The organism is Brevibacillus nigriterrae (assembly GCF_049846925.1).
In the GTDB taxonomy this organism is placed as follows: Bacteria; Bacillota; Bacilli; order Brevibacillales; family Brevibacillaceae; genus Brevibacillus_H.
This window is the reverse complement of the sequence record NZ_JBNCMT010000017.1, coordinates 1-19,810: the sequence shown is the minus strand read 5'-3', so window position 1 is coordinate 19,810 and position 19,810 is coordinate 1. Positions and strand designations below refer to the sequence as shown.

The following is a 19,810-nucleotide window of genomic DNA, read 5'->3' as shown; positions in this document are numbered from 1 at the left end:
ACGGAATGGGGCGGTTTCCATTTATTGAATTACCACTACCTGAATCTCTAGTTTACCCAAATCTCCCAATTCGAGGGGAACTGTCAGCGCCTTGCCGTTAATTTTCAATACTTTATGATCGTCTACCAACTCGGGAGGAGTGATGTCAATCGCTACTCCTTGATTAAAGAGGATCGTACTCGCATTGCCGGAAATCATGTTTCCTAATTCGGATATGGCACTCCTTCCCATTTCATCAATCTCTGAAATCGGAAATCCACCCATCATTGCGGAAATAATCCGAATTGCCACTTCATTGTGTAAGCCAAAAATGACGTCGCCTTGCATTTGACCAGTTAACCCAATTTTGATCCAGATGTGATCATCTCGCAATTGTACATCTTTTACTGCTAAATCACCACGAGTTGGCGCAACATTACACATCTGTTCAATGACGGAAGTGGCTGACTCGAGAAACGGGTTAAGATATTGAGCTTTCATGCAACACTTTTCCTTTCCGTGGTGATGTTTATTACACTTATGGTAATTATAATGTCGGAATTTGGCAGTGACAAGGACTAATTTGAATAAGAGAGGAAGGGAAGTAGGAGGTCAGTATGTCATCGAATGAAGCACAATACACCGTATGTGCCTGGCGCACGTCCAGAACGAAAACCCCTACTTCATGTTTGCTTAATTGCCAAACTGGATCTGGGAGAGCAGTAAATTCCAAAACAAGGTCTCCGAACTCCATGCATTCCTCGATACATGTTGCTTTTGGATAGTCATCACTTGATTGTAGTAAGTGGATCGGTTCTATCCCGAATTGATCGATCAGATGTCGACGGTCTGATCGCTGCTCCCTGTTTTTGTGAGAAACAGTTCTGCGGGGGGATAGAACAGGGTATTGTTGGTACACATATTCCCTGTTAATCCCATGATAAAACATAGTAAAGTCCCCCAAATGATGGAATTTTTTTATTCCGGCGAGTACCCCTCAGACGTTCCCAATAACCCACGAAGTTGATCAACGGCTGAACGAAAATCCTGTCTGTTCTGACCCGCCTCTCTAGAGACCCGTGACAAATCATCGTAGATTTCTACTAATTGCATCAATGGTTGATCCGGGGCAATCATCTGCTGCTTGGCTTCCACGGTGACAACTCGGTCATTTTGCAAGGAAAAAACATCTGCAGGGACATGACTGATTTTCTCATTAACTTGACGCAGTGTTTCCTGAACGTGAGCGGGAATGATGTCATTGTGGCGCTCTAATGATTGAAGAATCCCAAGTACGTACTCTTTTTGCGGCATCTGGTTTGCACTCCTTCGAAAGGTTCTTGTGAAAAGGGAATGCTAATTCGCATTCCCTTTATGTCCTGTTTGTTTTCCTACGACATTGGCAACAACTTTACTTTCTCTGCCAAGGAGGTCGGTTACTACCAAAGTGACATTCTCCTTACCTGTTTTATCTACGGTGAGCGGAAGTCTGAATTCACCCTGGTCATTGACATCTGCCATCAGTCGGTTTTCTCCATAGTAAATAGAAAGTTGCACTGGTAGCGGGGAGTTGACTCGGCCTTCTGCTATGATGGTTTGACCTACCTCTCCTTCATACGTTGCTTTGGTAAAACCGATTGAGGGAAGTGGGATTGGCTTCGCTTTGTAGTTGGTATGACTTTCTCCATTGTAGAGAACGAGTGAGCCTGCACTCGGTTCTGCATACACATGCAACGAAAGCATGGCGTGATTACCTGCCTCATCCTTGCCCTCAATCAACAACTTGTTATCTCCCTGATGCAGCGAGACGAGGTGTGTAAAGCTTCTGCGGACAGGAAGCTCAAGCTGCTCTTGTTCCCAGTTTGCAAGCGATTCCCCGTTTACACTGACGTTGCCCTTGAAGTTGTTGTCTTTGTAAAGGAAACGAACAGGCAGAACCATCTTGTTGGCATTTGCATCAACCATGACTTCCTCTGCTCCATCGTTCAATAATTGCAGTTCTGGCATGGTCATATCCACGATCACTCGCTGGGTGAATTGCCTGGTGTTTCCATACGCATCTGTTGCCTGATACGTCACATATTGCAATCCTTCCTGCAAAGTGAGCAAGGTCTGGAAGCTGCCGTCCGCATCGAGTGCGACCGTCTGACCTGCAACAGTAAAACGTACCCGATCAATCATATCTTCACCGGTAATCCGTCCCTTGATCGGTACATGTGGTTTATTGGTTACCAACACCTGATCATAAATGTCGTTGGGAAAATGAATATAAGGAGGTGTTGTGTCGCTTGCCCGATTGACATGTTTGATCGAAATGTTTCCGGCAAAATCGTAGGCAATCAGCGTGATTCCTTTGTGTGTTTGATTCACGATGGCACTTTTCTGGTCAGATGAGTACGGGCCGCCTACTTTTTTACCATTTACATAAAGAATGAATCCCTGTACATCTTTGTCTCGTGTACTCCAGGTAACCCTATTGCCGCTTATGGATGCAGATAGTGTCGGAGCTTTGATGTCCACGAGAATCGGCAAGGAAACAGACTGCCAATTTCCCTGTCTGCCATCATTTTTCGCTCGCACCACAAATCGATACATCCCGTCCTGTGCCTGCACGTACTCCCCTTTTTTTGTGTCAAATATCTTGCCGTCCCAGCTCCACTCTTTCTTCTCGGTGTAGTAGTAGGGGACACCAAGCTTCGACTGGTCGAATTTGGTGATTTTTTCGTCTCTCACCAATGGCCGGACAAGCTTACCGCTCGAATCCACAATATCGATGGTTACCTGCTTGGCATTTCGTAAAAACGTAATGGACGGAGAAGCCGTATCATAATGTCCATCCTGATTGGGAGAGAAGGCTATTCTTTCTGGATCCACTTTTACATTTCCGTTGTCGTCTACCCCTGCTACCCCCAAATAATCACGGAATTTCCACTTGTCATTCTCCTTGTCCCGATACCAGGTGGTTTTGATCCCTGTCCGTTTCTCCTGGCTGTTGTCCTCCCACATCGGAGCATCAATCACACGAGGTTCTTCCCAGTTGCCATAGAAGCCGAAATACGGCACATGCAGTACAGGAGCTCCCTCCTGATCAGGGCGAAGGGCAATATATCCTTCGGCAAATAGATTTCTCTCACTGGACTTTGGAATGAGCAAGGTAACCTTTACCTCTTGCTTCTGTCCGGGGGCTACCGTTACTTTGGGTGTAGAAAAGCTTACACCAGCTCCTGGAATTTGTATATTTTTCAGCAGGTTTTGCCCTTCTTGACGCATATCTGTCATTACGCCAAATTCATCTGAAAGCATATAGGTAATCGGATTTTTGCCAAATTTGTTGTCAATAAAGAGTGAGAAAGTGGTTGAGTTGCCGATCTCCCCTAGTGACACGCCTGCTTTTCCTTTGCGATCCGTGACAATGGCAGGGGTGTTGATCGCCTTGGCAATTTGCATCATTCCAGCCCCTTGCACACGGACAGAATAAGGCAATTCTTTGCTCGAGACTTGCCTTCCAGCATTAGCAGGATCAATTTCCCGAGGGTCAATAATCGGTTCTGCCGTATTCATAGCTGCTGCCTTGATGGTATCAACCAAATCTCGTCCCTGGAGTTTGTAGCCTTGCTTCCGATAGGCTTGCTTGATCAGCGCCACCCCTCCTGCAACATGCGGTGTGGCCATTGACGTACCGCTTTTTACTGAGTAATCATCTTGCAGTACAGTGGAAAGAATTCCGCCACCAGGTGCAGTGATCTCTGGCTTAAACTGCAAATCCGGTGTAGGCCCCCAGGAAGAAAAGGGCGAGATGATACCGCCGTTTGGATAAGGAAGTGGATTTTGCGCATATTCACCATCAAAAGTAACAGATACCTTTTTGCCCTTGCGTAACTTGGTCGCCAGTTCTTCACCCATTTGACGAAGGATGGATACAGAAGGAATGGTTTTGGTTTCATTGGCACTCATTACGAGTGGACCTGACTGGTTATTGTAGATAATCGCACCTGCTGCGCCTGCTTCTTTGGCAAGCTTCAGCTTCTCATCAAATGGAATATCTCCTCGTTCGATTAATACGATTTTCCCTTTGACAGAAACGTTATAATCCTCTTTTTTCCCTTTGCCGACAAACACCAGCTCATGCTCTTCTGTCAAAGACTGAACAGGATTCAAAGCTTCTCCTGAGGAAGGACGCCCAGTGATGTAAACAATCCGATCCAGCTCACTTACACCCGTTACCGCAAAGCTGCTTCCCGCAAGGACTGTCGCATTGGCGGAGGCCACTGATAACGCATCCGGCGCAATTCCTGGAGAGCCAACCATCGCATAGTCTGGATTTTCTGCTTTTACCTTGTCACTACCGAAATAAGCGTCATTACCTGCTGCTGCTACGACGACGATTCCGTTGTCAACCGCCTTCTTGATCGCAAACTGCTCTACGGTGGTATCGTCTACATAGCCAGCCGAAGAACCTAAACTAAGATTGATTACGTCCGCTTTTTTTGTAATGGAATCATTGATCGCAAACAGGATGGACTCACTTAGTCCGGATACTTCACCCTGATAATTGCTAAACACTTTCTGACTTAGCAGTTGAGCCTCGGGAGCTACCCCTTTGATTTTGCCGTTCGCTGCAACGATTCCCGCTACATGCATGCCGTGCTGTGATTCACCTACGTCCTGTGTCTGCTGATTCCTGTCAGCCCAGTTATAGCCGTTTAAAACCTTGTTGGAGCTCCCCGACTTCTGAACGGCCTGACGCTTGTCTTTTGGCGGGATCATATCAGGATGCTTGGGATTTACCCCGGTATCAATAATGGAAACGAGCATGCCTTCTCCTTTGACACCTGCATTCTCCCATGCCCTTTTGGCCTCTATCATATCGAGAGTAGAGGAAGACGACGACTCTCGAACCTGCTCTCTTTGAATAATAAAGTCCGGTGCAGCCCATTCATCCGAACCTAGCATTCCTACACCTTTGGCGACATCCTGTGTAGCAGGCCTATTTTTCTCTGAATTTGTTTTTTTCGCTTCATATAAATCAGAAATAACCTGTTTACGAATGAGTTCATCTCCACCAATCGTATTTTCTCCACCTGTGGCATTCATCGCCTGAACAGACTTCTTCCCTGCCAGTTCGATACCTTCTTGCGTTTTGCCCGAAAAAATCACGATCGATAAAGCCAAACAAATCATCACTGTTTTGCGCAATTTCGGCCCCCTCCTGTTGCTCTTCATACTCTTTAGTTTTCCATGGAAAGAGAGAGGGTATACATTTTCTACCGAAACGAAAAAAAGAACCTGGAACAAGTCCAGATTCTTTTACACTTATTTCTAAATATTAGGAGAAGAAGAAAGAGCGGATCGCATGTCTGGTTGTCTCTTTGTTCATGTGTGCGATCGATGTGGTAAGCGGAATACCTTTCGGGCAAGAGCGTACGCAGTTTTGCGAGTTACCGCAATCACCGATACCACCATCTCCCATGAGAGCTTCCAGACGCTCATGCTTGTTCATTTGTCCAGTAGGATGTTGATTGAACAGGCGAACTTGGGAAATCGCAAAAGGTCCAATGAACGGTGATTTTTCATTCACGTTCGGACAAGCTTCAAGGCAAACCCCGCAAGTCATGCACTTGGACAATTCATACGCCCATTGACGCTCAACTTCCGGCATGCGAGGTCCTGGTCCGAGGTCATACGTACCATCGATTGGAACCCATGCTTTCACACGTTTGAGTGCATCAAACATGCGGTTACGGTTAACAGACAAGTCACGCATAACCGGGAATGTACTCATTGGTTGGATTCGGATCGGCTGCTCCAGCTTGTCAATCAGTGCCGAACAAGCTTGGCGTGGCTTCCCGTTGATCACCATGGAGCACGCTCCGCACACTTCCTCCAGACAGTTGGACTCCCACACGACTGGCTTGGTGTTTTGTCCTTGGGAGTTTTTCGGATTGCGTTGAATCTCCATCAAGGCGGAGATTACGTTCATGTTCGGACGATAAGGGATCTTGAATTCCTCTGTGTATGGTGCACTCTCAGGATTGTCCTGACGAGTGATAATCAGATGAACGAGTTTTTCTGACATGATCAATGTCCTCCCTTCTTATTCTGTGTGTAGTCACGTTTACGAGGCGTGATCAAGGAGATATCTACGTCTTCGTAATAGATTTCGGGAGCTGTCGTTTCTGCGTTGTATTTGGCCATTGTTGTTTTCAGGAATTTCTCGTCATTGCGATCAGGGAAATCAGGTTTATAGTGAGCTCCACGGCTTTCATCACGCTGCAATGCTCCCAGTGTCATCACACGGGAAAGAGCGAGCATGTTCCAGAGATGACGTGTGAAAGATGCGCCAGAGTTGCTCCAACGTTGTGTATCGTTGATGTTGATGCGCTTGTAACGCTCCATAAGCTCCTGAATTTTATCATCTGTTTTCTTCAGACGATCATTGAAACGAACAACGGTAACGTTATCCGTCATCCACTCACCAAGCTCACGGTGAATCACGTATGCATTTTCATTGCCGTCCATCTTCAGGATGTTATCGTACTTGTCTTGTTCTTTCTTGGTTGCGCTATCGTATAACGAGCTAGACAGATCACTGGATGATTTATCCAGATCGTTCATGTACTCAATTGCTTTTGGTCCTGCTACCATACCGCCGTAAATAGCAGACAAGAGAGAGTTAGCACCAAGGCGGTTTGCACCGTGTTGGGAATAATCGCACTCACCCGCAGCGAACAAGCCTTTGATGTTTGTCATCTGGTTGTAATCGACCCACATACCACCCATGGAGTAGTGAACAGCAGGGAAGATTTTCATTGGTACTTTGCGTGGGTCTTCACCCATGAACTTCTCATAAATCTCGATGATACCGCCGAGCTTAACGTCGAGCTCTTTTGGATCTTTATGAGACAAGTCAAGGTAAACCATGTTTTCTCCGTTAATACCCAGTTTTTGATCTACACACACGTGGAAGATTTCACGTGTAGCGATGTCACGAGGCACCAGGTTACCATAAGCAGGGTATTTATCTTCTAAGAAGTACCAAGGCTTACCATCACGGTAGGTCCAAACTCGACCGCCTTCACCGCGTGCAGACTCGGACATCAAGCGCAGCTTATCATCGCCAGGAATTGCAGTTGGGTGAATTTGAATGAACTCACCGTTTGCATAGATAACGCCTTGTTGGTATGCAGCAGAAGCAGCAGTACCTGTATTGATAATGGAGTTAGTCGATTTACCGAAAATAATACCAGGTCCGCCAGTTGCCAAGATTACTGCGTCTGCTACAAACGATTGGATTTCTCCAGAGCGCATGTTTTGAGCGGTAATCCCACGACAGGTACCTTCATCGTCTTGGACAATTCCAAGGAAATCCCAATATTCATACTTTGTTACCAGACCCTCTGCTTCAAAACGGCGAACTTGCTCGTCCAAAGCATACAGTAATTGTTGACCAGTTGTAGCACCAGCAAATGCCGTACGGTGATGCTTTGTACCCCCGAAACGACGGAAATCAAGCAAACCTTCCGCTGTACGGTTGAACATGACACCCATGCGGTCCAGCATGTAGATAATACCAGGCGCTGCGTCACACATTGCTTTAACAGGCGGTTGGTTAGCCAAGAAGTCGCCACCATAAATCGTGTCATCAAAGTGTTCCCAGGTAGAGTCACCTTCACCTTTTGTGTTAACTGCACCATTAATGCCCCCCTGCGCACAAACCGAGTGAGAGCGTTTCACTGGTACAAGGGAGAATAAGTCTACTGGTACCCCTTTTTCTGCCGCTTTGATGGTAGCCATTAAGCCTGCAAGACCACCGCCGACGATTATTAATTTGCCTTTGGCCATGATTGCTTCCCCCTATTCCTATTAAACGAATGCCGCTAACGCACGTAAACCGATAATAGATATAACAACGAAAAGTGCCATTGTGAAATAAGTTGCAAGGCGTTGCGAACGAGGACCTACAGTGATACCCCAGTGAACGAGGAACGACCATACACCATTCGCAAAGTGGAATACTGCCGATAAAATACCGATCGCATAGAAAATTCTCATCGCAGGGTTTGTGAAGATATCGTGCATCATATCGTAGTTGACTTCTACACCCATTGCCTTTTGAATTCTTGTTTGCCATACGTGCCAGGAAATAAAGATCAGCGTGATTACACCCGTAATTCTTTGCCACAAGAACATATGATTGCGGAAATAACCATAGTTGTTTACGTTATGCTTCGCTTGGAAAGCATAGTGTAAGCCATAAACCGCGTGGAAAAGAAGCGGTATGTAGATAAGTCCGAACTCAAGAAAGATAAGAAATGGAAGTTTTTCAATTTGTCCTACTGCTTCATTGTAAGCTTCTGCTCCTCTTGTTGCTTGGAAATTCGCTACTAGGTGAAAAACCAAGAACAATCCTACGGGAAATAAACCTAGTAAAGAATGAAGCCTGTGCTGTAGAAATTGCCGGCTGTTAGCCATGCATGGGTCCCCCCTCAATTGTCTTTTTCCAACATGCATTATTCGATACTCTTTTCTCCAATATCCTGTCCCAATTGTTAAGTGGTTAGACACATCCCTTCTCTGTTTGGTAAGAAGCTAAAAGACAACATAAGCACCATTATAAACGGATGCGCTTACAAATCGGTTGCTTCTTCCAAAAAAATCTGTAGAAATGTGTCGGATTCCGGAAAAAAGAATGTCAATTGTGTGACCAAAACTATTGTACTCCTGTCCAACAGGAGCGTCAAGCAAATGCTAGACTAAATCCATCGATAGAATCATCTAATTGATAGGCAGAATCTCCATCCTGTAAACACTAGCCTATCTACATAGAAAATAACATGAACATTGCCAACATCGAACGATGCGCTGAGCAAAAATCTAGTAGGAGTCTTCTTACTTACAAAAAAACCGAGCCATTTTAAACTGCCCCCCATTTGTTAGGTATTTCACAAATGGCACTGCAATTCAAAAGTCGGTTTTCCACATCAGATTTCCATCATCTTTTGTAGTCTGATTTCTTTTTTATCCAGGTATAACAATCCAAAAGAATCAACACTAAAATTGCGACTCCAACCATAATCGAAACCAATAAATCACGTTTTGGCAGCATTAGTAAGGTCTCAATGTTTAGGATTATTAGGATTAGTATGCAGAAGAAAACAATCAAGGAAAAGATCGGTCTAAACGAGTGAATAGCATTTTTACTGTTCAAAAGATCCCCCTCAGTAATCAGCGAAAATACACTAGTTTACGATTTATTTCCGCCAAAGATTGAACCAAAAATGGAAGGAGTCTTAAACTCGACCGGGCCTTTATCCATTTTAAAAGAACCGTCCGAATATAACTTAGGAGAATTTTCAGATCCACTCTTTGAATAAGATTCTACATGACTGACTTTCATCTTGTTCATATCAGAGAAATCAATATGAGCAATTGCTACCCAGTAAGCATACCTGTTTTCTTCAAGTAGTCGCGCAATTACCGTTTGCCCTTCGTGGTTGTCTACCACAGCTCGAGCTTTCATTGATTTAAAGCTTCCTATTCCATTAGATACAGCACTGTAAGCTGAGAATAAGACAAATTTCAACTCATCTGGCTTATGAATGACAATGGTTTCACACCCTGCTTTTTTTGAATCGCCATCGAGGGTGATAAATGGCGATACATTCGGTTTTCCAAGATTTTTATAGTAAACCTTACCTTCTTTTCCGTCCTTAGTTACATAAAAACAATACAGATCGAGATCTTTTTTGCTTTCCCATTCCAACTTTGCCGTAACTCTCTCTGATTTTTTTATTGATACCGTTTCCCGCTTCTTTAATTCTACTTTCGAAAGATTAACCGGGGGTTGTTTCGGTACAGGAGCAGGCTCAGGTTTTGGAAGAGGTGGGGCTTCTTCTGCTTCTATTACTTCAATTCCAAAGTTTTTGCATAAGGCAGCAAGCCCCCCATGAAATCCACTGCCAATTGCGTTGAATTTCCATTCCCCATTATGTACATATAATTCTCCAGCTACGATAGCAGTCTCTTTTGTGAGACCCTCACCCATAGGAAAAGTCAAGATAACTTGATTCGTATCAAGGTTACTGATTTGTACTATTGGATCTTTTACTCCCCCGAAGACGTGATCGAATTTCTCTCCTTCGTGAATAGTTAGGGAAAAGGCAATTCGTTTAACATATGAAGGTAACTTTGAAGTATCCAGAGATAAAACTTCCTGATTTCCTGTTTCAGTACCTTTTGCATGCATAATCGCAGAACCAACACTTGTTGGATTACCGTAAAAAATAAAATCTTCGTCGTTTCGGCACTTCCCCGTTTCATCTAATAAAAATGCAGCACCATCAATATCAGCACCTGCTGGTAACGATGACCATCCTAAGCATACCTTTAATTTAGCTGACCCGTTATTGGTTACAGCCACTTTTTGACCTTTTTGCAACTGCATACATTCCCCCCTAAAACGCCCGCACAAGACGGAGTTCTTTTTCAAAGTGCGTTGCCAAAATATTATAGTTTGGAGCCGGAACATCCGCTTCTCCAGATAATAATAACTTTACGGCCAGATATGGAAAGTTAATTCCAGTTAAGCATGAGACAAATAATCCCCCAGATGTTCGTGGATTAATTTCTAATAACTTTGGAATGCCATTTTTGTAAATTATCTGGATGTTAAAATTATAAGGAAGTTGTAACTTGTTATGGATAACGTGGGCTAGAGTAATTAATTCATCATTCTCTTCTAGTAAACGAATTCGCCCCTCAACTTTTTTTCGTGGAACGGCAGCAAGCAACTTTCCATTGAAAGCTAAGCAATCGATACTGTATTCGAAACCATCCAAATACTCCATCACCATTACATCATCAAACGAACGTTCTACAGAGAGTATTTGGTACGCCTCTTCAAGGGATATTCGATTAGAGAGCGGGCCAAGAAGTGAGCCAATGGTATTTTTCTTTTTTTCAATAACACGAAACCCAACTCCCCCTTCCCCGTTCGCAGGTTTAAAACAAACCTTATAGCCCTTTTCTTGCAGTTCAATCACTGATCGTAAAAAAGAACCGGAATCATTTACAATGCGATATTCAGGTAATTCAACTCCTTGTACGGATCGTAAGGAGTCAAATAAAGTCCCTTTGTTTGAGATCCTTTGCAAGAGGTCATAGTCAGAACTCACCAATACCTTGGTGCCAATTTCCTCGAATCTGTTAACATGCTTTGCGATTTCTACCAGATGTAAATTCGGGACGAATACATCAATCTTGTGCTTCTTACAAAAATCCAAACAATATTGAATATAATCTTCAACATCTAATGATGGTTCAATTTCTGCATAATCCGCTGCCTGCAGCACTATTGAATGTTTCTTGGGGTGGGTAGCGAAAAATTCAAATTCATGACCATCTGGATTGTTGCGGATCATGTCGATAAAATGAAATGCAGTGGAAAATGTCCGGTTAAACCAGATTCTCGTCTTCAATTGGATCAAAATCCTTTCAAGTACAAAGTATGATACTGGAAGGTATATTCGAAGAAGAGCGAGAGTCACCTTGACCTCGCTCCTTTTAGGTTATGTGATATTGGTTTTGTAAGATTGAGAAAATCACAGTAGTGAAACTGGTCGGTGGTGAAGTTCCAGTATTATAGATGAGATTTATGCTGCCACCTCAGCAGACTCCTCATTGCGTGATTTTCTGTTTTTCAGCCAACCAGCAACAATGACTATGACTGTAACTGCAATAGTAAAGATTAGCCCCATCTTCCCGCTGATGTAGCTTTGAACCCATTTGTCTCCGACGATCATACCCCCGGCAGTCCAAGCAAGAATCCCTGAACCAATGTATGTGATAATAGGAAACTTCTCAATCATACTGAGAATGATAGCAGAGCCGATTAGAATGATTGGAATGGAAATCAAGACACCAATAGCGATGAGAAGAATATTGCCGTGGCTCACTCCGGCAACTGCAAGAACGTTATCAAGACTCATTAATACGTCAGCATAGATGATGGTACCAATTGCTGCCATGAGTGTTGCTCCACCTTTTATGTCGCCTTCCTCATCACCCTGAATAAGTAGCTTGTACGCAATGTGAAGTAACAATAACCCGCCAACAGCTTTAAGAAGTGGAATTTTAATCAAGAAAACAACAATTCCCGCGAAAAGGATACGCATTGCAATAGCTCCAAATGTCCCGAAGAACATAGCTTGCTTTTGCTTATTTTTTGGAAGGTTTCTAGCTGCCATCGCAATAACAACAGCATTATCCCCGCTCAAAATCATGTCGATAATAATAATACCTACTAAAGCACTCCAGTTTGCCGTTAACCATTCCATCATTAAGTACCTGTCCCCTTTACTGTGTTATTTTGAACCTGCTCGCCAATTCATGTTCCAATCGTAATGTCGATCCATTGGTTCATGTCCGCTAAAGTATTCGACCAAGCGTTTAATCGAAAAGGTATCTCCTTGACGCTCAATCATAGCAACTGCACACATGATTTTTCGTGGGTCATGTACATCCATCTTCACTTCAATATCCGGATTATCAGCCTGTTTAATAGTTACTACTCCATCGGTTTCTGCCCATTTTGCAACTCCCTCGTAGATATAGGCATAGATGAGAATTCGACGGAATTCATGAACCTGCTTTCCGTTTATTCGAAGATTTTCACCACCTGTTTTAGAACCAGTACGATCGTCTCCATCAAGGGCGATATAAGGGAAATCATGAAAGTACCCAAAGTTGTTCCCTAATGCTTGGATACAGCCTTTATATCCGTCCGTTAGCTCATAAAGGCACCCGAGGTCCAAGTCGATTTTTTCTGTCTGCAGCAAGAAGCCTATTCCATGTTTTTTGGGCTTTTGATTCCAGTTTAAATTAACTAAAACCTCACCAAGACTTCCAGAAGTTTTCTTCAAGCTGACTACATCGCCTTTTTTCTTCAACTCAATTTTGGCAAGATTGATTGGTGTTGGAGGTGGTGGAGGCGGAGGGGTAGGTGGTTGATTTACTGGAGCGGGAGGTAAGTTGGATTGCTCTTCCTCTACTTCAACTCCAAAGTTATTACATAACGCTGCGAGTCCACCGTTAAATCCGCTACCAATTGCATTGAATTTCCATTCTCCGTTATGACGGTAAAGCTCTCCGACAACAATCGCTGTTTCTGTAGATAGGCTATTACCTAGATCAAAGCGAAAGAGTTCGGCACCGTTAAGAGCACTGACCCTAATGTATGGGTTTGAGACTTGTCCAAAGGAGTGTCTTCTATTCTTCGCATCATAAATAGTAATGGTAAATGCAACTTTTTGAATAGTACTTGGGACTCGCAAAAGATCAATTGAAATTTGTTCTTTATCGGAGCGGTCCCCGCCTGCAATATTCGTACTATGCACTACCGATCCCTGTCCACCAGAAGGATTTGAATAGAAGACAAAGTCATTTTCCTGAAGAACTTTCCCATTAGGTCCAAGTAAAAATGCAGAAGCATCTAAATCTATTCCGTCCATGTTACTCCATCCTAATCTCACGACTATGTTGGAGAGGCCAGGGACTGTTTTTGTTACATCAACTTTCTGTCCTTTTACTAGCGTGATACTCATGCCATCAAGTCCACCTTTTAAAAGAGTTGATTATATCGAAGAAAAAGGATGCTAGCATGGGGTAACTAGCATCCATGGATGTTTAACCTGCTTGAAGGCCAAAGTTTGCGCAAAGTGCTTGTAATCCACCGGAGAATCCTGAACCAACAGCAGAAAACTTCCATTCTGCACCATGACGGTAGATTTCGCAAACTACGATCGCTGTTTCAATCGAGAAGTCTTCACCTAAATCATAGCGAAGGATTTCACGTCCTGTTGCATCATCCAATACACGTACAAATGCATTGGAAACTTGTCCAAAGTTTTGATTTCGAGCTTGTCCATCATGGATAGTAACAGTAAAGGCAATCTTTTGGATGTCAGCAGGAACTTTGCTGAAATCTACTTTAATTACCTCGTCGTCACCGTCACCTTCTCCAGTGAGGTTATCTCCTCTATGAATAACGCAGTCGTTGATGCCTTTTAAATTGTTGTAGAATACAAAATCTTGAATACCGGTTGCTTTATCACCCGTACGAAGTAGAAAAGCGGCAGCATCGAGGTCAAATGCATGTTGTCCGGAGTATTTGTTGGTATCCCAACCAAGGCCGACATGAACTTTGGTCAAATTCGGATTCCCTTTTGTTAAGTCAATTTTTTGACCTTTTGTCAAGCTAATAACACTCATGCCCAAACTTCCTTTCTTTATAGGGATAAAAAAGGTCCCTCTCACCTACAAGGTTGAAGGACCTTGAAGAAAATAAGAAATTAACCGATATTTACACCGTAATCACGAGCAAGTCCAGCTAAGCCATCTTTGTAGCCGGAGCCGATCGCACTGAATTTCCACTCTGAACCATGACGATACAGTTCTCCTACAACAATAGCTGTTTCAATAGAGAAATCTTCGCCAAGGTCATAACGGATCAATTCTTCACCTGTAGCTTTGTTTAAGACACGAGCGTAGGCATTAGAAACTTGTCCAAAGTTTTGATTTCGAGCTTGTGCATCGTGAATGGTGATGGTGAATGCAATTTTTTCGATTCCCGCTGGCACGCCAGGTAGATTGATATTTACCGTTTCATCGTCTCCATCACCCACACCAGTACGGTTATCGCCTGAGTGAACTACTGCGCCTGCTGCTCCGGTAGCATTGTTATAGAAAATGAAGTCGGTATCAGCACTTACTTTTCCTTGACCGTTTAAGAGGAATACGGAAGAATCCAGGTCAAAATCATTTCCTCCGTCATATTTTTTAGTGTCCCAGCCAAGACCAACGACAATGTCGGTAAGCCCCGGATTTGTTTTGGTTAAATCTACCTTTTGACCTTTTTGCAAACTAACTGCCATTTTGAAAAACTCCTCTCAATTTAAAAGATTGGTATTTTTATGTAAATAAAACGAAACATCACGAGCTGAATTTTAGTAACGGTCTTCAATACCCTCGATGGAGGTGTCTTTTGTGCCTTCACCAATCGCATTGAATTTCCATTCTCCACTATGACGATAGATCTCAGCAACGATCAAAGCAGTTTTACCAGAGTAATCGTCTGTTAAGTTGAAACGGCACATTTCTTTTTTATCTGCTTGGTTTACGAGTCGAATAAAGGCATTTCTTACTCGACCAAAGTCTTGTCTACGAGACTCGCAAGCAAAGATATTTACTACAAATAATATCTTGTGGATGTTTTCGGGAATTTTTTTGAGGTCAACAAATATTTGCTCGTCGTCCCCATCACCACCACCAGTGAGGTTATCCCCTTTGTGAATGACACTACCGCATGGACTTTTGAGATTACGGAAGGAAACAACGTATTTTTGTCCTCCCATACCAAGGAATCCACCGGACTTAGCAATCTTTCCATTCTGGTCTAGCATCAACACAGACGAGTCAATGTCGATATTTGGACCGTGCCCTTGTTGCGGATCCCAACCTAAACCAACGAGAATATTTGTTAAGTTTGCGTTCCCTTTAGTAAGGTCAATTTTTTGACCTTTTTGCAAACTAATCACTGACAACACAATCCCTCCCCATATAATTTATGTAATTAATAAAATCTATCTCTCCTAGATATATAGATCTATGAAAGACGGACTATCTACAGAAAATATTACCACAAAACTGCAAATTACTCTCAAATTTTACAAGTTTTTTATTTTAGACAAAACTTATTTTTTATTAAAAGCAATATCACTTAGGAGAATAAAACTTCATTGGAAGTGATTCGTTCAAGTATGCGATCAAGTATTTCCTCTGATGCTTGTGGGCCCGCTTCATTGGTAAAGGTAACGGAGTAACTATCTTTGTTATCGTATAACTCTCCTTGAGACGGAGCGATTGCAAAGTCAGATTTAAATAATAAAGGTGCATCTAATAGAGAATCTCCCGAAGAACAAAGATAGGTTTTATTTTCTTTCTCTTTGATGTGTAGCACTGCATCCGCTTTATTAACAGCATTGGGAACTAAATACACCTTTCTTCCTTGAACGGATAGATTCCAACCATTGTCGTTACACCAGTCGCCAAAGGAACGGATCTCGTTTAAGGGCAGTTGCTCTCTTTCGACAATGCAATAATAGAATAGATCATCAGCCATCCTGCCATTTTTGAACCAGGCCTCACTCTTTATTTCATCAAAACGAGCAAGAATAAGATCGACTTCGATCGAAGTATCTTCAATTTTTCTCTTGATATACTTACTCCAATATTCATCGATCTTTCCATCGATAAGAATGTTTCCCCCGTTACTTGTAACTACATATTTAGGGACTATCTCTTCATGGAAGATAGTAATTCTAGAATATTGCATTATCGTTCGGGTAGTGACTGGAACAAACATAACCTGACTTGCAATTTTCTTTAACTTCTTTATGGCCTCTTCTGTCATATAGGAAATTTTTTCGCCATCAAGAGTTTCAACTAGTCGTTTTTTGTTATTGTCCGTCTCTAAAAAGTGTCTGGAGGAAAACATTAGAGTTTGGTCTAAATCACTCGCAAAAATCATGCATTTGCCTCCATTTTCTTTATTTGATTGATGAGTCCGCAACAGGAATATGTTAAGTCTGGAAATACTTCCACAGGTACTTCACGGTCCCGTGCAAGTAACAGGATATGTTCTAAATAAGGATTATCTTCTCGATCTATGAGAATCTTCCAAGGAACCCTCCTGAGTAGAACCCTTGTTGTTTCTCCTACTCCTGGTTTGATTAGATTCACATCATCAATACTGAATTCTTGTTGGATCGCTTTGATATCACGTAATCCTTTCCAGGGAACCTGTATGTCTGTGGTATATAATTCTTGAGCACGTTTCTTAGCTTCAACTACAACAGATGGGAAATAGTTGCAAACCGATTCGATAAAGTGTTTGGATACATCTTCATTAGCCCATTCTGAATAATATTTGGCACCATGGTAGTCATTTTCACCTATCAAATCTTCTCGATGAACAGTACGGCTTACCAAACCAGACACAGTCGAGTTTAAGCATGCACTAGGGATAATAAAATCCTCTCTTGTCCCGAATGTAGCAACACAATGACCAGGATCTGCTAGTACAGCTAAATCATCAGAAAGTTCGTAACCAAATTTATCTTTGAAAGCCTTGCATGCCTCTTTCAAAACTAACGAAATGGCTCCTTTACCGGTCCAGCCATCAACGAACTGAATAAATGCTGTTGGATGATTTTGAATCATGTAAAGTATGGCATTTTCATCAATTCCTTTTCCTCGAATGATGGAAATGCTGTAGTGAGGAACAACTATTTTATATGCGAATGAAAGGTACTTTTTAAGCAATACACCGATCGGTGTACCCGCTCTGGCAAGAGATGCAAGTACAATATTTTCCCCTCTCTTCAAACGGATGAGTTCTGCTACAGTAGCTGCAGCAAGAGCTACCTTTTGGGCATTCTCTTTTAGTGACTTATGGAAAAGCTCAAGATAGGCTGGGGAAGGTTTATATTCTACTGGAAGCATTTCTGAATAATGAATTCCGTTCTGAATCTTTTCCTCTCGATCTTCAGTATCAACTTCCAATTGAATGCTGCTGATATCTTTAAATAAGAACACAACATCATCATAATCATAACTACCCATTTTAGAGGGTTTCGGTAATTCTTTGGATTGCAAGATTTCAGCAAGTATCATCTTGTAATCACTCCTCTTTCATTGTGTACAATGCTACAAATGACAAAACATTTAACAAAAACAATATCAATCCAACGACTCTTATCCGTCTGGTTACTTTCATTTGGATGAGCACACCACCATACAAATGTGAGGGATGCCTAATGCACTAAGCTGATTTTTTAAGGAATGAAACCGTTCGTCTGGTAAATCTCTTTCGAAGAATATAAAAGCACTATCATATAGTTTAAATGGAACATTGTAGAAATAATTAATTATGTTAGGATCATCTGGACTATTAAATACATATGCATTTTTTGCTCCATATCCCTTTTTGTTACATGGATAAATGGGACTTCTTGTAGTTGAATGATAAAACAAGTTTTTACCCATGTAGTGAGAGATCAGCATTGGTAAATACATGAACTCTCCAGTACCAAGTGAAAGAGTTGGCCCAGATCCTCTTCTGTAACTTTGCAAGAAAGAGCCAATTTCTTTAGCTATTCTTTGTAATTTGTCTGTGTTTTCACAATGGATTCCAAATCTACCCGTTTCAAAAATATATGGAGTATTAACCTCAAAGCCAGATGAATCACTTGAGGTATAAGCGATTTTTTTAAAGAAGTGGTTTGGTAAGTAAATCTTTTCAAATGTTGTAGCCACACTACTTGTTCTATCAAGATCAATTCCATTTGATTCAGAAGGCTGGCCATGAACTGTGATTCGCCCTTCGAGTAATGAGATTGTATGGATGGTTGTACCTAATTCTTCTTCTGCTTGAGAGAATGCCTTTCTGTCTTGGTCTGATCTCCAGTCAAGCAGAGAAGCAAGTACATATTTTTTTCGCGGGAATTTTTGATGTAATTCACGGATGATATTTAACGCAGTCTTTCCCGTAGTTATTTCGTCATCGACTAACACAACCGTCTCGTTACCGGAAAGAAATGATTCATTATCTGCGTAGCAGCGATGAGAGGTTGCATGTGAATGTTCTTCTTCAAAGTTGATTACAGACACTTTATTCGTTAGAAGTTCTCTTGTTGTATGTATGTAGCGGGCATTTTCTTTAAAAGAAGCAAACATGCTTTGACCCAATGCTGTTGCAGTTTCGGCAAAACCTATAAATAAGGTTTCTTCAGGTAGTGGCAAACGTTTATGTATAAACTCATCGAAAATTTCTGAACTCATTTCAACATTTTTTATGCCTTCGATTAGTTTTGGGGTCTGTGTGAAATTTACGTTATGTATTTGAGATAAGAAACTTGCAGCAAGCGCAGCACCTCCCAAATGACCTACCGCTGGAATAATAGGGAGATGCTTCCCTAGCACCTTACTTACGAATAAAAAACCTCTTTTTCGGTTGATCCTCGAAGCCATCGTAAACAAATGCTCTAAGGAAAAGTTAAAAGGATTATTCGTGATTTCAATGTTTACAGATAAATCACCAAGTATGTTAAACGTGTGCCTTTTCGAAGAGTAAGTTGGTGAAATTGTTTTGCTCATGGTACACCCCATATATTTTTGCTCGTAATAGAATCTTTTCTGCCCAGTTTTGGTGAGGCTTTATTTCATTCATTTTGTTACCGTATTGACTATTAACTACTCCAATCTCCCCATCGTTTTTAGCGATAATTGAACAAGCGTCTGTATATTCCTCATGACTGACAACATAAAGGGACTGGACAGGACGGATTTGTGATGGATGGATGATTGTTTTTCCGATCAATCCATTCTCTTTATCAAATAAGATTTCTCTAACTAAACCTTCTTCGTGAGTAGCACGAGTAAGCTGATTTGTCCTGGACTTCCAAGAAGACGAGCTATTGAAGTATTCCCATACAGGACCTGATATGACATATCCATGATCTTTTCTGTTAAACATGTTTACAATATCTGAGATGCAATCACGAATGACTGTTAAGTCATAAATTGTCACGGAAGGACTTCTCCGTAGTCCAAATAAACTTGAGAAGTCAGTTGCCCCAATTCGAACATTTAAAACATAATCCTGGTACCGATCTAAAATTTCTTTAATTGCAACAAGAGAGTCGATTCGAGTTTCTTTAAAAATAATGCTTGAATGCTCCAAAATCGGCATTCCGTAAAGTTTTGTATCCAAGAG

Annotated in this window: 18 protein-coding genes; all 18 read right to left on the bottom strand. The window is 42.1% G+C overall.

Features of this window, described 5'->3' with window-relative positions; all coding sequences use genetic code 11:
* Positions 1-21: 21 nt before the first annotated feature.
* On the bottom strand, positions 22-480 hold the full coding sequence (locus ACPW7N_RS13755) for a chemotaxis protein CheX (RefSeq protein ID WP_425651675.1): 459 nt from the start codon (positions 478-480) through the stop codon (positions 22-24).
* Positions 481-526: 46 nt separating this feature from the next.
* Entirely contained in the window at positions 527-928 is a 402-nt protein-coding gene (locus tag ACPW7N_RS13750) for a hypothetical protein (RefSeq protein ID WP_425651674.1), read from the bottom strand.
* A 29-nt stretch (positions 929-957) separates the two neighbouring features.
* Positions 958-1,293, bottom strand: a complete 336-nt coding sequence (locus ACPW7N_RS13745; RefSeq protein ID WP_425651673.1) for a hypothetical protein — start codon at positions 1,291-1,293, stop codon at positions 958-960.
* Positions 1,294-1,335: 42 nt separating this feature from the next.
* On the bottom strand, positions 1,336-5,175 hold the full coding sequence (locus ACPW7N_RS13740; protein ID WP_425651672.1) for a S8 family serine peptidase: 3,840 nt from the start codon (positions 5,173-5,175) through the stop codon (positions 1,336-1,338).
* A gap of 130 nt (positions 5,176-5,305) precedes the next feature.
* Positions 5,306-6,055 carry a succinate dehydrogenase iron-sulfur subunit gene (gene sdhB, locus ACPW7N_RS13735; RefSeq protein ID WP_425651671.1) on the bottom strand — a complete coding sequence of 250 codons (750 nt, stop codon included), beginning with the start codon at positions 6,053-6,055 and terminating at the stop codon, positions 5,306-5,308.
* Positions 6,056-6,057: 2 nt separating this feature from the next.
* A complete protein-coding gene (sdhA, locus tag ACPW7N_RS13730) occupies positions 6,058-7,821 on the bottom strand; it encodes a succinate dehydrogenase flavoprotein subunit (RefSeq protein ID WP_425651670.1) in 1,764 nt (587 codons plus the stop codon).
* A 21-nt stretch (positions 7,822-7,842) separates the two neighbouring features.
* Complete coding sequence (locus tag ACPW7N_RS13725; RefSeq protein WP_425651669.1) at positions 7,843-8,451, bottom strand: succinate dehydrogenase cytochrome b558 subunit; 609 nt, start codon at positions 8,449-8,451, stop codon at positions 7,843-7,845.
* Between the two features lie 772 nt (positions 8,452-9,223).
* Complete coding sequence (locus ACPW7N_RS13720; protein WP_425651668.1) at positions 9,224-10,423, bottom strand: TerD family protein; 1,200 nt, start codon at positions 10,421-10,423, stop codon at positions 9,224-9,226.
* A 10-nt stretch (positions 10,424-10,433) separates the two neighbouring features.
* Complete coding sequence (locus ACPW7N_RS13715; protein ID WP_425651667.1) at positions 10,434-11,456, bottom strand: ATP-grasp domain-containing protein; 1,023 nt, start codon at positions 11,454-11,456, stop codon at positions 10,434-10,436.
* 174 nt (positions 11,457-11,630) lie between these two features.
* Entirely contained in the window at positions 11,631-12,317 is a 687-nt protein-coding gene (locus tag ACPW7N_RS13710; protein ID WP_425651666.1) for a TerC family protein, read from the bottom strand.
* 24 nt (positions 12,318-12,341) lie between these two features.
* The gene (locus tag ACPW7N_RS13705) at positions 12,342-13,580 is read right to left on the bottom strand and encodes a TerD family protein (RefSeq protein WP_425651665.1); all 1,239 of its coding nucleotides are present in this window, start codon (positions 13,578-13,580) and stop codon (positions 12,342-12,344) included.
* Positions 13,581-13,662: 82 nt separating this feature from the next.
* A complete protein-coding gene (locus ACPW7N_RS13700; RefSeq protein ID WP_425651664.1) occupies positions 13,663-14,247 on the bottom strand; it encodes a TerD family protein in 585 nt (194 codons plus the stop codon).
* Positions 14,248-14,327: 80 nt separating this feature from the next.
* Positions 14,328-14,909, bottom strand: a complete 582-nt coding sequence (locus ACPW7N_RS13695; protein ID WP_425651663.1) for a TerD family protein — start codon at positions 14,907-14,909, stop codon at positions 14,328-14,330.
* 72 nt (positions 14,910-14,981) lie between these two features.
* On the bottom strand, positions 14,982-15,578 hold the full coding sequence (locus ACPW7N_RS13690; protein WP_425651662.1) for a TerD family protein: 597 nt from the start codon (positions 15,576-15,578) through the stop codon (positions 14,982-14,984).
* 176 nt (positions 15,579-15,754) lie between these two features.
* Positions 15,755-16,564, bottom strand: coding sequence for an HAD family hydrolase (locus ACPW7N_RS13685; RefSeq protein WP_425651661.1), 810 nt, complete (start codon positions 16,562-16,564; stop codon positions 15,755-15,757).
* On the bottom strand, positions 16,561-17,709 hold the full coding sequence (locus ACPW7N_RS13680; protein ID WP_425651660.1) for a cysteine protease StiP family protein: 1,149 nt from the start codon (positions 17,707-17,709) through the stop codon (positions 16,561-16,563). The genes ACPW7N_RS13685 and ACPW7N_RS13680 overlap by 4 nt, the downstream gene beginning before the upstream one ends.
* A gap of 99 nt (positions 17,710-17,808) precedes the next feature.
* Complete coding sequence (locus ACPW7N_RS13675; protein WP_425651659.1) at positions 17,809-19,191, bottom strand: phosphoribosyltransferase family protein; 1,383 nt, start codon at positions 19,189-19,191, stop codon at positions 17,809-17,811.
* Positions 19,142-19,810, bottom strand: a 669-nt coding sequence (locus ACPW7N_RS13670; RefSeq protein WP_425651658.1) for an HpcH/HpaI aldolase/citrate lyase family protein, incomplete at its 5' end; no start/stop codon positions are given. The genes ACPW7N_RS13675 and ACPW7N_RS13670, both read right to left, overlap by 50 nt.

What these genes read in the sequence shown, in the direction of transcription:
- sdhA (WP_425651670.1), bottom strand. Translation starts at nt 7,821, where the DNA reads ATGGCCAAAGGCAAATTAATAATCGTCGGCGGTGGTCTTGCAGGCTTA.
- ACPW7N_RS13710 (WP_425651666.1), bottom strand. Translation starts at nt 12,317, where the DNA reads ATGATGGAATGGTTAACGGCAAACTGGAGTGCTTTAGTAGGTATTATT.
- ACPW7N_RS13680 (WP_425651660.1), bottom strand. Translation starts at nt 17,709, where the DNA reads ATGATACTTGCTGAAATCTTGCAATCCAAAGAATTACCGAAACCCTCT.
- ACPW7N_RS13720 (WP_425651668.1), bottom strand. Translation starts at nt 10,423, where the DNA reads ATGCAGTTGCAAAAAGGTCAAAAAGTGGCTGTAACCAATAACGGGTCA.
- ACPW7N_RS13685 (WP_425651661.1), bottom strand. Translation starts at nt 16,564, where the DNA reads ATGATTTTTGCGAGTGATTTAGACCAAACTCTAATGTTTTCCTCCAGA.
- ACPW7N_RS13705 (WP_425651665.1), bottom strand. Translation starts at nt 13,580, where the DNA reads ATGAGTATCACGCTAGTAAAAGGACAGAAAGTTGATGTAACAAAAACA.
- sdhB (WP_425651671.1), bottom strand. Translation starts at nt 6,055, where the DNA reads ATGTCAGAAAAACTCGTTCATCTGATTATCACTCGTCAGGACAATCCT.
- ACPW7N_RS13695 (WP_425651663.1), bottom strand. Translation starts at nt 14,909, where the DNA reads ATGGCAGTTAGTTTGCAAAAAGGTCAAAAGGTAGATTTAACCAAAACA.
- ACPW7N_RS13700 (WP_425651664.1), bottom strand. Translation starts at nt 14,247, where the DNA reads ATGAGTGTTATTAGCTTGACAAAAGGTCAAAAAATTGACTTAACAAAA.
- ACPW7N_RS13745 (WP_425651673.1), bottom strand. Translation starts at nt 1,293, where the DNA reads ATGCCGCAAAAAGAGTACGTACTTGGGATTCTTCAATCATTAGAGCGC.
- ACPW7N_RS13675 (WP_425651659.1), bottom strand. Translation starts at nt 19,191, where the DNA reads ATGAGCAAAACAATTTCACCAACTTACTCTTCGAAAAGGCACACGTTT.
- ACPW7N_RS13750 (WP_425651674.1), bottom strand. Translation starts at nt 928, where the DNA reads ATGTTTTATCATGGGATTAACAGGGAATATGTGTACCAACAATACCCT.
- ACPW7N_RS13755 (WP_425651675.1), bottom strand. Translation starts at nt 480, where the DNA reads ATGAAAGCTCAATATCTTAACCCGTTTCTCGAGTCAGCCACTTCCGTC.
- ACPW7N_RS13725 (WP_425651669.1), bottom strand. Translation starts at nt 8,451, where the DNA reads ATGGCTAACAGCCGGCAATTTCTACAGCACAGGCTTCATTCTTTACTA.